Here is a 15423-nt window from a genome sequence, read left to right as displayed (position 1 = left end):
CGCTCGCGCGTTGACTAGTCCAACGGCCGCACCGGCACCGGCCGCGTCAACAGATCGACATAGAAATTAAAAAACGCCGGATTATCAAATCGTTTGACGACCGTCATCTTCTGCAAACCCGGCGGCGGTGAACTCGTGTAGCCCCTTGCCTTGCCATCGTTGGCGCCGAAGCCCGTATCCACATCCACCCACTCCTCGACGGTCTGCGTCGCGAACGACGGATGCATCAGATAGGCGAGCGTCAGCGTGTCCCAGATGTTCGTCGTGTAGTTCGGATTGGTCTCGAAGCCGTTCTTGCCGTCGTATCCGTAGCCGTTCAGCGTCCTGAACAGTTGCGTGATGATGGTCTGCTTCGCCGGATCGTGCGCGACGCGATCGTACAGTGCCTTGTCCATTTTCACGGTATCCGTCACGTCGAGCGGAATCACCGTCTGTTTGATCGGCAGACGCAGCACCGCTTTCGCCGCTGCGGGATCGAACCACCAGTTGAATTCGGCGGCGGGCGTGGTATTGCCCCGCACGTCGATCGCGCCGCCCATGTAAATGATCTGCTTGATCAGCGGCACGATCTCGGGATGCTCGCGCGTGGCCAATGCGATGTTGGTCAGCGGGCCGATCGCGAGGATCGTCACCTCGCCCGGGTACCGCTTGACCGATTCGGCGATGAAGTCGATCGCGCTCTGGCTCTGCACCTTCGTGTGCGTCGCGAAGCCGTCCGGCGGCGCGACGAGGTCGCTAGCCGATTTCGGCTCGGGCCTGCTCCATGCGCCAACATAGCCATCGCCGCCGGGGAATTCCTTCAGTTCCCGCTGGATCGTTTTGAAGTCGTGCGTCAGTGCGTAGTTGGCGCCCGCATAGACGCCGATCTGTTGTTCGACGCCGAGTCGTTCGACCGATTTCAGCGCATCGGCAACACCTTGCTTCAGCCACTGATTGCCCGACACCACGGTAATGCCGAGCACTTTCAGCGAGCCCTGCGCCTGCAATTGCGCGGCCATCACCCCGAGCTGACCGTCGTCGCCGAGCGTGTTGTAGTCGCTGTCGATGATCACCTTCGGCGGATCGCTCCGGGCATCGAGACTGCTGCTGGCGCAAGCCGTGAGATCGAGTGTGATTGCCACGCTTGCCGCCCAGATCAATGCCACGAGAATTCGCCCCATCGATGCCCCGTTTGGAATGCCGCTGAGTGACGCGGCCAAGGAAACCGTCATAGGCGCAAGCCGTATGAATGGCGAATAATCAGCGCGGCAACGACAGCACACGCAAAAGCGGCTCGCGACGCCATTGCAACGTCGCGAGCCGCTTCGAATAGCGCGCTGTCAAAAGCCCGTTACTGCGATTCCTCCGCCCACACGGCGTTCTCCCGCGTCATCAACGCGGTCGATGCCGCCGGTCCGAACGTGCCCGCCGAATATGAGCGCGGCCGCTCGCCCGACTTCGCCCAGCCTTCGAGAATCGGCTCGGCCCACGCCCATGCCGCTTCGAGTTCGTCGCGGCGCATGAAGTGCGTCAGACGTCCGCGGATCACGTCGATCAGAAGTCGCTCATAGGCTTCCGCGCGACGCTCGGTGAACGCCTGCTGCAGGTCGAGGTTCAGGCTCACCGGCAGCATGTGCATGCCGCTGCCCGGCTCTTTCGCAAGCACCTGCAACTGGATCGACTCTTCGGGTTGCAACTGGATCACCAGACGATTGCCGTAGGTTCGCCCACCGCTCGGGATGATCGAGAACGGCAGATCGGAGAATTCGATGACGATCTCCGACAGCTTCTTCTGCATCCGCTTGCCGGTGCGCAGGAAGAACGGCACGTTGGCCCAGCGCCAGTTGTTGATCCGCGCGCGCAACGCGACAAAGGTTTCGGCGCGGCTGCCCGCCGGCACGTTGTCTTCCTCGAGGTAGCCCTTGACCGCCTCGCCATCCACCGCGCCCGCCGTGTACTGGCCGCGCACCGTGTCGCGCGCGATGTCCTCGGGCGTCATCGGCCGCAGCGAGCGCAGCACCTTCAGCTTTTCGTCGCGCACCGCGTCGGGATCGAGCGACACCGGCGGCTCCATCGCGACGATGCACAGCAGTTGCAGCAGGTGGTTCTGCACCATGTCGCGCAGCGCGCCGGTCTTGTCGTAGAACCCCGCGCGGCTGCCCACGCCGACCGTTTCGGCCACCGTGATCTGCACGCTCTTGATGTATGGCGCCTGCCACAGCGGCCCAAAAATCGGATTGCCGAAGCGCAGCACCATCAGGTTCTGCACGGTTTCCTTGCCGAGGTAGTGGTCGATCCGGTAGATCTGCGCTTCTTCGAAATGCTTGCCGACCGCGTTGTTGATCTCCTGCGCGGACGCGAGATCGTGGCCGAGCGGCTTTTCGAGCACCACCCGCGAATTGCCGTCGACGAGCCCGGCCGACGACAGGTTGTCGCAGATATGGGTGAACAGATCCGGCGACGTCGCCAGATAGAACACGCGGTTCACGCCGTCGCGCGACGCTTCCTTCAGGCGCAGGTAGTCCTCGGCCGCATCGACGTCCATCCGCACGTATTCGAAAATCGCGAGGAATTTGTCCCACGCCGACGCGTCGAACGCTTTTTTGTCGATGAAGGGCTTCGCCTTCTCCTCCATGAATTCGCTGATGTATTCCTCGCGCGACCAGGGCTTGCGCCCGATCGTCAGAATGCGGGTGTCGGGCGGCAGGTTGCAGTGCAGATGCGCCATGTACAGCGCGGGCAGCAGCTTGCGGAACGACAGGTCGCCGGTGCCGCCGAAGATGATCATGTCGAGCGGCAGGTCGGGTGTGGCAGGAGCTTGTTGGGTCGTCATGGCACGGTCGCAGCGTCTAGGGGGAAGGCGTCGATCAGGAATCGGCGGCGGGCGGACGGGCTACGGCTCACGTCCGCTATGGCGCTTTTTCCGGCAAACATCTATGGTGCAACGTTTTGAGATAGTTTGCACGGCAACATCTGCCGCAGGTTAGCGCAAGTTGCCAACCTTGCGCGCCCAGACAGTTGTTTTTTCGGGATATTTTGCGCGATTATTTGCCGGTTGGGCCGCTGACGGTCAGCCGCGCGCCAGCGCGTCACGCGCGACCCGGCACGCGGCCAGATCCCACGCCGCGCAGCCTACGCTCTTGAACACCACCGGCCCCGCCGGCAAGGGCTGCGTCTGCTCGAGCACCGCGGCGATCCCGCCCACCCGCGCCCAATCCACACCGGCCTGGATGAAATCGCCGGCCTCGTGCATTGCGCCAGCCTGATCGTCGACGAACAGCGCGCTGCCCGCGATCGTAGTCGCGCCGATCTCGACCATCTGCGGCGTGAAAGCGCCGACCCCGATCACGAGCCGCTCGGCGCGTGCCGTCTCGTCGTAGACCGGCTGTTTGCTCGTGGTCAACGCGATCACGACGTCGACCGAAGCGGGAATCGTCGCGCCCGCATCCGCAGCGGCCGCAGCTCACGCACCTTGCCGCGCTGCGCCGCGCAGAACGCTTCGGCGCGCACGGGCGCGCTGCCCTTGACCCACACGCGCGCGTCGGCAAACAGTTCGCCGATCGCCTCCAGATGATTGAGCGCCTGCGTGCCGGTGCCGATCAGCAGGAACTCACGCGGCGTGCGCGCGGCGAACGTCGCGATGCCGAGCATCGACATCGCCGCGGTCCGGCGCCCCGTCACTGTCGGACCATCGAGGATGAACAGCATCTCGCCGGTATCGGCATCGAAGGCCATGACCTGACCGTGGATCGTCGGCAGACGGCGCGCGCCGTTGCTCGCGCACACGTTGACGAGCTTGTGGATCGCGAGATCGGGCGCGGTGGCGGGCATCGACAGCATGACGCCGCCGGCGTTCAGCGGCACGACGAGCCGCTCGGGGCTCACGATGCGTCGTTGCGCGTAGTCGATGCTAGCGCGCCTCAACGCGTCGACAAGCGCTGCGTAAGGCATCAGCCGCGCGGTGGCGGCGGCGTCGAAGATCTGCGTGGTCGGGCGGGTCATGGGCGGAGCGATCCAATGGGGATGGAGTGGGCATGACGTCACCGTAACCGAGCGCGAAAAAATTGACCAGTCGTGTGGACGTCTACTGCCCGCCGAATCGCGAACTCCGCTTCATGCCCAGCGCGCCGGCTAGCTCGTGCCGCGGCTGAGCGTCATCCCCCGCCCTGCATAGAAACGCGACATCGTCGCGAACGGCAGGTACACGTCGGACTGATGCGGCGCGACGCCCGACGGGTTGTGAAACCACACGCCGCCGCGATCCCGCCCGTGCAGCAGGATCAGATGACCGCCCCGCCGCTGGTTCGTCCGCTCCGGATAGCGGATCTCGGGACTCACCGACACGATCGCGAGCGTATCGTCGTCGAGCCGCGCCGCGATCTCCTCGAGCGACGCCTGCGGCAGCACGTCGATATCGAGGCCGAACGCCGGGCCCGCCCAGTCGGCGAACGGCCGGTAGATCAGACCGTCGACGCCGCCATCGTCGCGCAACCGGTATACGCCATGCCGCAGCGCGTCGTCGAGCAGTGCGGCGCGCGGCGCGTGATCGATGCTCCAGTAGTCAAGAGCCGACTCGAGGCACGTCAGCCCGCACAGGCGTTGCGCCCAGAAGCGATAGCGCTCGGGGTCGGCGAAACCGCTGCGCTGCCAGTGCGGATCGTCGCACGGGTCGCGCTGCTGTTCGACGATGGCGCGCACCCACTCGGGGCTGCCCCATTGCGTGTAGTACGGGACGTCGGCGTGACGGAGGACGGGTTCGGTCATCGGTGGTATCGGTTGGATTGGGTTGTATCGGGCTGGGTTGCGCGGGGTTACAGCATGCTGCGCGGCCGCTTCATCGTGCCGTCGAAGAAACGCTGCAAACGGAACGCCGACAGATCGAGCGACGCCTTGCCGCCATCGTTGAGTTCAGCCAGCAGCTTGCCGACAATCGGCCCCATCGCGAAACCGTGACCGCAGAAGCCGGTCGCGATCGTCAGGCCCGGAACCTGCGGCGCCGCATCGATCACCGGAATGCCGTCGGGCAACACGTCGATCAGCCCCGCCCACGCCTCGACCACCTGGGCGTCGCGCAACGCCGGAAACAGTGCGCGCAGCTTTTTCAGCGCGCGCGGCGCGTGGCTCGCGTTCGGCTGCGGATGAGGGTCGCGCGGATAGAGCACGCGTTCGGCGTCGGGCACGCCGCCCGGCAGACGTTCGCGCAGATCGCGCAAACAGGCGCCGTTCAGATGGAAGCTGAACTTCTCGCGCTGCGTCCACAGTTCGGGCAAAAACCATTTCAGCGCGCGGAAATGACCGAGCGTCATGTCGATGTCGACCTGCATGTCGTCGGCGAGATTGATCGCGCCGTTCGCGCGCTGCCGGATGCCGAGACCGTGGCCCCAGAAGGTCGACGCCGTGATCGGCGGCAACGGATTGGTGCGCATGCAGGTACCGCGCACGGCCTGCTGCGGGAGTTCGAGACCGAGCGTTCCGAGCAGCCGCCAGCTGCTCGCGCCGGCCACGCAAATCAGACGCGAGGTACGAATCGTGCCGCGCTCGGTGACCACACCAGCGATCGCACCGCCCGCGCGTTCGACGCCGACCACGCCGCAGCCCTCGAAAAACAGCGCGCCGGCTTCGGCCGCCCGTGCCGCGAAGGCCGCGGCGACGCGGCGCGGTTCGGCCTGGCCGTCGCCTGGCGTGTACAGGCCGCCGAGCGCGGGGCCCTGCATGCCGGTCACCACGGCGTCGATCTGCCTGCGGTCGAGCGTGCGGGTATCGAGGCCATACTGACGCGCGACCTCGGTCCATTGCTGAAACGATGTCCAGTCTTCGTCATGGGTGGCGACATACAGGCAACCGCCCTGGCGCCATTCGAGATCGAAATTCAGCTCACGTTCGAGTTCTTTCCACAATGGAATGCTGGCGATCATCAGCGGCACCTCCGCGGCTTCGCGACCCTGCTGACGCACGAAACCCCACGCGCGCGATGACTGTTGCCCGGCGATCCGCGACTTGTCGAGCACCGCCACCGACAGGCCGCGCCGCGCCAGGTAATAAGCGGCCGCGCAGCCCATGATGCCGGCACCGGCGATCACGACGTCGGCGTGGCCGGGAAACGGTTGGTCGGCGGGCGTGAAGGTCGAGTGCAGCGGGTAAGTCGTGGTCATCGGTGGGCGGATTGGAGATGTGGGCGTCATCTTCGCAGTGGGAGCCATTGTCCGCAATGACGAGCGACGTCGGTACCGCGGCTGGTCGCAGCCGGGACGGCGCGGCCGGCGCCCGCCGAAATGCCCGATTATCCGTCACACGAATATTTGTCGATTATGCGTCACACAAATATTTGACAAATATTCGTCTCACGCATAAATTGCATTTATTCGTCTCGCAGATAATCCGCCATGCTCCACCTGATCGCCACGTCGGACCAGCTCGCGCAGTTGCTAGCGGCCAGCCGCCGCCAGGCCGGCCTCACGCAGACCGAGGCCGCCGCGCGCGTCGGCGTGAGCCAAAGCCGCATTTCCACGCTCGAAACCGATGCGAGCGGGCTCACGCTCACCCAGCTGCTCGCGCTGTGCGGCGCCTACGGCCTGCAACTGCAGTTGCGCGACAAAAATCAGCCGAGCTCCGAGCCGGCACCGAACGTCGAGTGGTGAGATGGCCCGGCAAACCGCTTCGAAGGCATTGTCGGTGTGGGCCAACGGCGAGCGCGTCGGGCTCTGGCGGCTGCCCGCGCGCGGCCCGATGGAGTTCGCCTACGACGCCGCCTGGATCGCGTCGCCCGCGGGTCGTCCGCTGTCGCTGTCGCTGCCGTTCACGCCCGGCAACATGACGCACAAAGGGCCGCGGGTGCTCAACTACTTCGACAACCTGCTGCCCGACAGCGACGTCATCCGCAAACGCATCGCGCAGCGCTACCGCACCGAAACGCTCGACGCGTTCGATCTGCTGCAGGCCATCGGCCGCGACTGCGTCGGCGCGGTCCAGCTGCTCGCCGAAGACGACGCGCCGGCCGGGGTCCAGCGCATCGAAGGCACGCCGCTTTCCGACGACGACATCGAGGCGCTGCTCGCGCAGACGGTCGGCAAACCGACGCTCGGCGCGCCCGACGAATCCGACGACTTCCGCATCTCGCTCGCCGGCGCGCAGGAGAAAACCGCGCTGCTGTGGCACGACGGTCAATGGCAACGGCCGCACGGCGCGACGCCGACCACGCATATCTTCAAGCTGCCGCTCGGGCTGGTCGGCAACCGGCTCGCCGATCTCAGCACGTCGGTCGAAAACGAGTGGCTGTGTCTGCGGATTCTGCGCGCGTTCGGCCTGCCGGTCGCGAACACCGAGGTGCTCAGGTTCGGCAAGCAGCGCGTGCTCGCCGTCGAACGCTTCGACCGGCAGATGCATTCGAGCGGCAGCTGGCTGCTGCGTCTGCCGCAGGAAGATTTCTGCCAGGTCTACGGCGTGCCGTCGCATCGCAAGTACGAAAACGAGGGCGGCCCCGGCGTGCTCGACCTCGCGCGGATTCTGCAGCAATCGGTCGAGGCGCGGCAGGACATCGAGACCCTGCTCGCGAGCCAGATCCTGTTCTGGATGCTGGCCGCGCCGGACGGCCACGCGAAGAACTTCAGCATCCGCCTGCTCGTCGGTGGCCAGTACCGTCTGACGCCGCTTTACGACGTGATGTCGATCTGGCCGGTCGAGGGCAACGGCCCGAACCAGTGGTCGTGGTACAAGGCGCGGCTTGCGATGGGTCTATGGTCGCGCAGCAAGCACGATGCGTTTCGCGACGTGCAGCGGCGACACTTCAACGCGATGGCGTTGAAGTGCTCGTACGGCGCCGACGCCGAGCCGCTGCTCCAGCGTCTGATCGAGCAGACACCTGGCGTGATCGAGCGGGTGTCGGCGGAGTTGCCCGAGCGCTTTCCGGGCAAGGTCGCCGAGCGGATTTTCAAAGAACTTCAAAATTCGGCGGCCCGGCTCGACACGATGCCGGCAAGCTGAACGCGGACCGCGCGTGCCGGCGCAAACCCGATCCCTCCGGACACACTTTTCATTGCGCCTCTCGCCTGGCTTTTCCGCAAGAGCGGACCTGCCGGGCTTTGCGGCAAGCGGCCGGATCCGTCGCCTTGCGCACTACTCATTCGTGGATTCCCTACGGTTTCGTCATCGTTTCACCGGTAGAATGCCTTGTGATGCTCAATGCATCAAAAGTCACCGGCACGGCCATGGCGTCGCTTGCATCAGCGGACTCGGCGGCCGGTCTGACAAAATCATAAATGGTGAATTTTTTTACGGTACATTTGCTGTCCCCGCGTGGCCGATTCATGCGCATAGCATGCGCAGGGTCGGCTTGCGCCTGCCGACCGCGCTCCAGATGTACCTTTTAACCCAGCGGATTTTCACGCAGCATGGCCAACGAAACACACTCACCCGACTCCATCGCGGTTGCCGAGCGCGTGCGCGAGTTGATGAGCAGGCATGGAATCGGCAAGCGACAGCAAACCACGGAGCTATGCCGCATCCTCGATCTGAGTTTTTCTCAGGGGCACCGCAAACTGCGCGGCAATAGTCCGTGGACGCTGTCGCAGATCAAGAAAGTCGCCGAGGTATTCGACGAACCCGCGGCGCAGCTGTTCGGCGCGCAGTCGCTCGATCCGGGCGTCGTCGGCGCGATCGCCCAGGAGGCGGTGTTCTGCATCGGCGCGACCGAAATCGCCTGCACCGCGTGGGTCGGCGCGGCGCTCGAACCGGGTAGCCGCCCGGAATTCGTCGCCTATTCGCGGCTCGGTCAATGGCGCGTCTCGCGTCATGATGGCGCGCTGTATCAGAGCGCGTACGAAGTTCACAAGATCGAGATCTATCCGCGCCGCGCCGAGACCGACAAGCCGGCCATCGCGGTGGTCGACGACGATCGTGCAAGCGCCGATAACCTGCGCGATTATCTGGAGCGCAGCGGCTTCACTGCGGTCGCGATCTATGGGCTCGCGGCCTTCAGCGAGCAGTTGCAGACGCAGGTGTTCGACGGCGTGATCATCGACTGGCTGTTCGGCTCGCAGACCTCGGCGGCCGCGATTCGCGCGGTGCGCGCGTCGGAGAACCCGGACGCGCCGATCTTCGTACTGACCGGAGAACTGCTGACCGGCAAGGCCAGCGAATCGGAGATCAGCGAGGTGATCCGCGATTTCGACGTCGCGTGCTACGAGAAGCCCGCGCGCATGGCGATCCTCGTCGCCGATCTGTCGAAGCGGCTGAACCGCCCCTGAAGCGCGGGCGCCGATGCGCGCCCCGTTCGCGGCAGCGCCACCTTCACGCGCTCACGCGCTCACGCCTGATGCCGCGCCGCCAGCGCCCGCTGCAGGGCGTGCTTCAGATCCTCGTAATGGACTGGCTTTAACAGCGCCTCGAACACCGACAGCGCGCCAGTCGCGCCACTTTCGCCATTCCGCACGACCTCCGGCGCGTACGCGCTGACCACGATCACCGGCACGCCCGCCGACGGTCCGCCGCGCATCGCGAAGTCTTCGAGAAACGTGTAGCCATCGCGCTCCGGCATGTGCAGATCGAGCAGCACCACTTCGCAGCGGTGGGTGTCGAGCCACGCGAGCGCGTCGTTGACATTGCCGAGTGCGAGCGAGTCGTAGCCCATGTGCGCGACCATTTCGCTGAGCGACTCGCGGATCAGCCGGTTATCGTCGATGATCAGCACGCACGGCTGCGCGCCGTCCGGCTCGGCTTGCTCCGCGACGTCGGCCGGCTCGACGGTTGCGACCGGCACGACCGGGATCCTCACCGTGAAGCGGGTGCCCTCGCCGACCGTGCTCGCAACATCCACCGTGCCGCCGAACAGCTTCACGAGCCCTTGCACGATCGTGAGCCCCATCCCCGCGCCTTCGAAGCGGCGCGTGCGCGACGCGTCGAGCTGCGTGAACTCCTCGAAGATCAGCGGGATCTGTTCGGACGGCACGCCCGGCCCCGTGTCGCTGACGACGAAAACCAGCAGCGCCGGCTCTTGCCGCAGTTCGACGCGCACCGTGCCGGTCTCGGTGTAGCGGATCGCGTTGGTGACGAGGTTGTTGACGATCTGCCGGATGCGGTGCGGGTCCGACTCGACGAGCCCGCTCGCGCCGCTCGCCTCGCTTTCGAGCTCGAGCCCGCGCGTCCTGGCGGACATCGTGTGTTCATCGACGATCGACGCCAGCAGCTCGCGCGGCTCGAAATGCTGGTGCCGCAGTTCGAGCTTGCCGGCGCCAAGGCGCGCGTAGTCGGTCAGGTCCTTCATCTGCGCCTCGAGATGGCGCGCCGCGGTTTCGAGCCGCTGGATCACCTTGCGGTCGGCCTCCGAGTGATAGTTGAAGCCGAGCAATTCCACCGACGAGACGATCGCATGCAACGGCGTGCGCAGCTCATGGCCGATCATGCCGAGAAACGCATCCTTCGCGAGGCTCGCCTCGCGCGCCGCGCGGCTCGCCTGATGCTCGGCTTCCAGCGCCGCGCGCTGCTGGCGCATCAGCCGCGTGCGGCGCCGGCCGTTGAGCACGAGCAGCAGCGTCGCCGCCGCCGACAGCAATAGCAGCACCAGACCGCCCGCGAACAGAATGCGGCGCTTGTCGATGAAATCGCGGTTCATCGCCTCGCGGTCGGCGACATCGGCGAAACGGCGCGACAGCGCGAGATCGTTGACCTCGCTCCAGTGCTGGCGCAGCTGCGCGTCGATCTTCGCGGCACGCGCACGGTCGCGCTGCAGTACGTCGATCTCGGGCTGGATGTCGCCGAGCACAGTCTCGAGCGTCTTGATTTCGTCGAGCTGCTGTTGCAACAGAGCGAGCTGCGCGGAGAGCCGATGCGTCGAGCCGGCCATCACGCGCAGCTTCGATTGCAGCAGCTGGAAGCGCAGCTGCAACTGCTGATAATCGTCGTCGGCACCGGACTGATACAGCAGCAGCTGGTTCTCGAAGCGCGCGTACGCGATCTGCAGTTGCGCGGCGTCCCAGTAGAAACCGTCGTAGGTACCGGTCAGCTGCTCGGTTGCGCGCGGGTTCAACAGGTTCGCATAGAGCAGATAGCCGATCGCGCCGGCGGGCGCCGCGAGCGCCATCAGCCAGATCAGCACGTACAACACGCGCCGCCACGGACGGCGCGCTATTTGACGATGAGGGCCTTGATCTGCCATACGAATTTCGAGTCGCCGACCGCGCCAGTCAGTTCATCTGGAAAAGCGTCGCGCGGATAGATCAGAAACAGCGGCCCGAAGTCGCTGAGTTTCAGGCGCTGGCCGTTCATGCTGTACGCGACGATCACGCCGTAGCGTTCGCAGTCCGACACCGGCACGGTGTAGGTGTAGTCGTCGAACGTGTGGAGCTCGATCTGGGTGCCGTGCGCGCCGACGGCCTTCAGGATGTCGGCGAGCCGGGGCCCGGTGAACGTCGAGCGCGGCGTCCAGGTGGTCGAGGTCGTGATCGTATGCACGGGCAGCGCGAGCAGTTGAGCCTCGTTGAAGTGATAGGTGCGATGCGCGGCGTCGTTGGTATTGGCGATCTTGCCCTGCACGTCGAGCGCCAGCGCCGGCGACTGCCGCGCGCCCGACTGCGCATGCGCGCAACAGACGGAAAGCCCGACGATCAGTCCCGCCAGCCCCGTCAGCCAGCGCATCCGCCAGGGCACACCGGTTCCGCTGGCTGCGTTGGGCAGCGTTGCAATCAGATTGGCCATTTGCTTTTTTTATCCGTTTTCGTTGATTCGCCGGACCGCGGGCGGCGCCACGGTCAGCCGATCTCATGCCACGCGAAATTGCGCCGTGCCGTGCCGTCAAACGCGTGCGACCCCGACACGCGACCTTTGACCCGCATGCATAATATCGCCAAAATGCGCTGACTCAAAAACGGGGACCCGCGATGTCGCGCCAGTGCGTCAGCGCGCGCCGGGCGCGCATCCCCGCGGACCATTGCCTTCCATCGCGCCACGCGGCGCCTCGATAGTCATGAACAAGCCGGTCCTGCCTCTGACGTACGAACAGCTCGATCACTGGATCGAATCACTGCAACCCGCGTTGCTGGCCGAGCGTTTCGCGATGGCGCTCGGGATTCTGCGCGGCGGCGCGCCGCTCGCGCTGATGGTGTCGCACGCGGTCGGCGCGCCGGTCGCGTTCCTGCGCTACGACCGCCAGACGCGCGCGGTCGCATGGGATTCGACGCTGCCGATCCCGCCCGCCGGATCGAAAGTGCTGTTGTGCGAGGACATCGCGGGACGCGGTTTTACGCTCGTCGATTGCATCGCGTTTCTGCAGGCGCACGGGCTCGAAGTCAAAACCCTGACCGCCGCGGTCGATGATCTGAGCCGCGCGCAGCCCGACTACGCGATCGATGCGCGCGGCTACTTCGCCCTCTTTCCATGGGAGCGCCAGGCGTACACCGAGCGCTACCGCGACGACTGGGCGCGCGTCGAAGCCGGCGCCGCGCCCGCAATGGCGAACGACCACGAGTACGCGGTCTACGCGATCGACCTCGACGGCATCCTGCTGCCCGACGTACCGCTCGCGCGCTACGACGAGGACCTCGCCGCCGCGCTCGCCGAGCGCGACGCGCTGCTGCCGTTCGAGGTGCTGCCCGGCATCGACCTGCAGCAGGTGCGCACGATCATCACGGGCCGCCCGGAGATGGATCGCGCGCGCACCGAAGCGTGGCTGGCGCGACACGGCTTCGCTCACATGCAGTTGGCGATGCGCACGCCCGGCCTGCACGACGACAGCCTCGCCGGCGCGGCCGCGCACAAGGCGAGCGCGGCGCTGCGGGCGGGTGTCACGCACTTCGTCGAAAGCGATCCGGTGCAGGCGCTGCTGATCGCGCAGCAAGCGCCGCTGCTGCGCGTGATCTGGTGGGATGCGCTGACGCGCACGGGGATGCTGGTGAGCGCAAGGGCGTGGAGTTGAGCGCAACGTTCCGAGTGGGCGCAGCGCCCGAACGCCGCCGCTACCTGTCCTTCGCCTCGCGCAACTGCAAATGCCGCGCGGCCCGCTGCGACGCGACGACGATCAGCTTCATCGTCGCGCGCGTCGCGCCGACGAACAGCTTGCGCGCGCTGCGTTCGTCGAACGCGTCGAAGTCGATCTCGGTGAAGATCACGCACGGCGCCGCCTGCCCCTTGAAGCGGTAGATCGACTCGAACAGCACGTCGCCTTCACGATACTCCGGGTTGCCGAACAGATCGTATTTGCCGGTGAAACTGCGCAGCCGATGCGGTCCGAGATGATCGAGCGCGCTCATCGCCGAGCCCTCGCGGCCGCGGAACGACAGCACCGCGATGTCCTGCTTGCGAAAACCGAGCGATAGCGCCTGGGTGATGGCGCGCTTGGTTGCGTCGATACTGCTTTCGGCGCCCTGCGCTTCGTCGTAGACCGACACCGAAACCTCGGAGCCGTCGAACGGACTGCCCGACGTAAGTGCCGCGGCCAGCGGCACGGACGCGCCCAGCACGTCGCGCAGATAATCGAGGATGTCGCGAGGACTGCGGTAATTGGTGGTTTCTTTCAGCGTGGTCCAGCCGGGCAACGAGACCGGCTCACGCATGTACAGATTCTGCAGTGGGTCTTCGAGCCACCACCACGCGGCGCCCGGCCGCAGCAGCCGCTCGAGCGCGGCAAACCATGGCTGCTGGAAATCCTGCCCTTCGTCGACGATCAGTACGTCGAATTGCCAGCGCGGTTCGATCGGCGTGTCGGCGAATACGGCCTCCAGTTGATCGAACACCTGCGCCGACCGGAAATCGGGCGCGCGGCCCGCGTCGCGCGCGATCCAGTCGCAAAGCTGATGATAGTTCGCGACTTTCGCCTCCGGCGGCGCGACCCGCGCGATGTGATCGGCGAGCGGCCGGTTGAAGCACACGTACAACGGCCGCTCGCCGCGCGCGACCGCGTCCTTCATCACCTGCACCGCGAGTTGCGTCTTGCCGGAGCCCGCCGTGCCAATCACGCGCAAACGGAACGGCGCGAATTCGAGCCGCCGGGCCCATGTCGCAAGTCCGCCCGCGAGGCGCGTGACGAGCGTGCCCGCCTGCCCGACGAGCGCGCTCGTGTCGGGCGTCAACGCGAGTTCGTCGGCGAGAAAGTGGTGGATTTTCGCCGCGCAGGGAAGCCGCGGTTCATCGGCCGGCAGCGCTTCGCGGATGATCGCCGCGAGACGCTCGCGCCGCGTAGCGTCGACGATGCGCGCGGGATTCACGCCGGCGATCGCCGCATCCTTGACGATGTGATCGGGACAGTACAGCAGTTCCTCGATGAAATAGGCGCCCGCGCCGAACGCCGCGGTAAAACGCCGGTGCAGACTCTCGATCGTATGCGCGAGCGCGATCGCGACGTTTCGCTCGGTTTGCAGATACACCTTGACGAGCCCCTTCGGCGTTTCGCGCAGAAAGCCGGTCTTCTGCTCGATGATCAGCAGGCGCCCGGCGGGACTCACGATCACGAAATCGGCCTCGCCGAACACGGAGAAGTTCTGGTTCAGGCGCGTCCAATGCACGCCGTGGTAGACGGTGTAGTCGGCGGGCAGTGGCTTTTCGAGCAGCGCGAGCGTTTCACGTTCGCGCGCCGCCGCGCCGGTCGCTTCGAGGCTTTTCCAGTCGTCGGGAACAATGCGGGCCATGCGATGCCTCAATGAGTTGGGATGCGTGTTTTCAGCGGGCGATCCGGAGTGCGGTCATTGTACGCAACGCAATGTCGGCCGGGCGGCCCGTCGCGCAAAGGCGCGCGCATCGTGTATCGTTACTGGCTGAACGCCGCGCACGCCGCGCGGCTTGCCAACCGTAAGAGAAAAGGATTTACCGGATGATTACGATCTGGGGACGCGCCAACTCGGTCAACGTCCAGAAGGTCTTGTGGTGCTGCGACGAACTCGTGCTGCCGTTCGATCGCATCGACGCGGGCCTGCAATTCGGCCGCAACAACGAACCCGACTATCTCGCGATGAACCCGACCGGCAAGATTCCGACGCTGGTCGACGACGACTTCGTGCTGTGGGAATCCAACTCGATCCTGCGCTATCTGGCGATGCAATACGGCGAATCGAGCCTGCTGTATCCGGCCGACCCGAAACTGCGCGCGAGCATCGACCGCTGGCTGGACTGGTCGCTGTCGACGCTGCAGCCAATGGAACGTCCCGTGTTCTGGACCCTCGTGCGCACGCCCGAGGCCGAGCGCGACGCCGCCAAACTCGCCGCCGACGTGAAGGCGGTCACCGTGCTGTGGCGTTTGCTCGACACGCATCTGCAGGGCCGCTTCTTTCTCGAAGGCGACAAGTTCACGCTCGCCGATATCGTGATCGGCGCGTACGCGAAGCGCTGGTTCGGCCTCGACGGTTTGCAGCGGCCGCCGCTGCCGAATCTGGAGCGCTGGTATTCGCGTCTGTCGACGCGCTCGGGGTTCAAGAAGTATGTGGATTTCCCGTTGACCTGAGCATGGCGCGGGTCGGCGCAAAC

At 65.7% G+C, this 15423-nt stretch carries 12 protein-coding genes and 1 pseudogene; 5 read left to right on the top strand and 8 right to left on the bottom strand.

Translation table 11 applies throughout. The features are described 5' to 3' along the window. Positions 1-14: 14 nt before the first annotated feature. From OKW28_RS15290 to OKW28_RS15270, 5 genes and pseudogenes are all read right to left on the bottom strand, one after another. The gene (locus OKW28_RS15290; RefSeq protein WP_429446991.1) at positions 15-1160 is read right to left on the bottom strand and encodes a nucleoside hydrolase; all 1146 of its coding nucleotides are present in this window, start codon (positions 1158-1160) and stop codon (positions 15-17) included. A gap of 170 nt (positions 1161-1330) precedes the next feature. Then, positions 1331-2812 (bottom strand): glucose-6-phosphate dehydrogenase, encoded by a 1482-nt coding sequence (gene zwf / locus OKW28_RS15285; protein ID WP_429446744.1) that lies wholly within the window; start codon positions 2810-2812, stop codon positions 1331-1333. 237 nt (positions 2813-3049) lie between these two features. Next, positions 3050-3981: pseudogene (gene lhpI / locus OKW28_RS15280) on the bottom strand (bifunctional Delta(1)-pyrroline-2-carboxylate/Delta(1)-piperideine-2-carboxylate reductase). A 129-nt stretch (positions 3982-4110) separates the two neighbouring features. Continuing rightward, entirely contained in the window at positions 4111-4743 is a 633-nt protein-coding gene (locus OKW28_RS15275; RefSeq protein WP_429446743.1) for a C39 family peptidase, read from the bottom strand. Positions 4744-4790: 47 nt separating this feature from the next. Then, positions 4791-6131: an NAD(P)/FAD-dependent oxidoreductase gene (locus OKW28_RS15270; protein WP_429446741.1), complete on the bottom strand. Its 1341-nt coding sequence runs from the start codon at positions 6129-6131 to the stop codon at positions 4791-4793. Positions 6132-6362: 231 nt separating this feature from the next. Here OKW28_RS15270 and OKW28_RS15265 point away from each other — a divergent pair, with 231 nt between their 5' ends. From OKW28_RS15265 to OKW28_RS15255, 3 genes are all read left to right on the top strand, one after another. Beyond that, positions 6363-6617 (top strand): helix-turn-helix domain-containing protein, encoded by a 255-nt coding sequence (locus OKW28_RS15265; RefSeq protein WP_018420847.1) that lies wholly within the window; start codon positions 6363-6365, stop codon positions 6615-6617. A gap of 1 nt (position 6618) precedes the next feature. After that, the gene (locus tag OKW28_RS15260; protein WP_429446739.1) at positions 6619-7959 is read left to right on the top strand and encodes a type II toxin-antitoxin system HipA family toxin; all 1341 of its coding nucleotides are present in this window, start codon (positions 6619-6621) and stop codon (positions 7957-7959) included. Between the two features lie 407 nt (positions 7960-8366). After that, positions 8367-9221, top strand: a complete 855-nt coding sequence (locus tag OKW28_RS15255; RefSeq protein ID WP_184067124.1) for a helix-turn-helix domain-containing protein — start codon at positions 8367-8369, stop codon at positions 9219-9221. Positions 9222-9280: 59 nt separating this feature from the next. On the opposite strand, the gene OKW28_RS15250 is transcribed toward OKW28_RS15255, so the two are convergent. Next, entirely contained in the window at positions 9281-11128 is a 1848-nt protein-coding gene (locus OKW28_RS15250; protein ID WP_429446737.1) for an ATP-binding response regulator, read from the bottom strand. Continuing rightward, complete coding sequence (locus OKW28_RS15245) at positions 11098-11667, bottom strand: molybdopterin-dependent oxidoreductase (RefSeq protein WP_429446735.1); 570 nt, start codon at positions 11665-11667, stop codon at positions 11098-11100. The genes OKW28_RS15250 and OKW28_RS15245 overlap by 31 nt, the downstream gene beginning before the upstream one ends. Positions 11668-11935: 268 nt before the next feature. Between OKW28_RS15245 and OKW28_RS15240 the strand changes: the two genes are divergently transcribed. Next, complete coding sequence (locus OKW28_RS15240; RefSeq protein ID WP_429446733.1) at positions 11936-12883, top strand: phosphoribosyltransferase; 948 nt, start codon at positions 11936-11938, stop codon at positions 12881-12883. A gap of 40 nt (positions 12884-12923) precedes the next feature. On the opposite strand, the gene OKW28_RS15235 is transcribed toward OKW28_RS15240, so the two are convergent. Further along, positions 12924-14591 (bottom strand): ATP-binding domain-containing protein, encoded by a 1668-nt coding sequence (locus OKW28_RS15235; RefSeq protein WP_429446731.1) that lies wholly within the window; start codon positions 14589-14591, stop codon positions 12924-12926. A 182-nt stretch (positions 14592-14773) separates the two neighbouring features. Here OKW28_RS15235 and OKW28_RS15230 point away from each other — a divergent pair, with 182 nt between their 5' ends. Further along, positions 14774-15400 (top strand): glutathione S-transferase family protein, encoded by a 627-nt coding sequence (locus tag OKW28_RS15230; RefSeq protein WP_429446729.1) that lies wholly within the window; start codon positions 14774-14776, stop codon positions 15398-15400. Positions 15401-15423: the final 23 nt, after the last annotated feature.

The organism is Paraburkholderia sp. 40, assembly GCF_050434105.1.
Taxonomy (GTDB): Bacteria; Pseudomonadota; Gammaproteobacteria; order Burkholderiales; family Burkholderiaceae; genus Paraburkholderia; species Paraburkholderia tuberum.
This window is presented reverse-complemented; position numbering and strand designations above follow the sequence as displayed.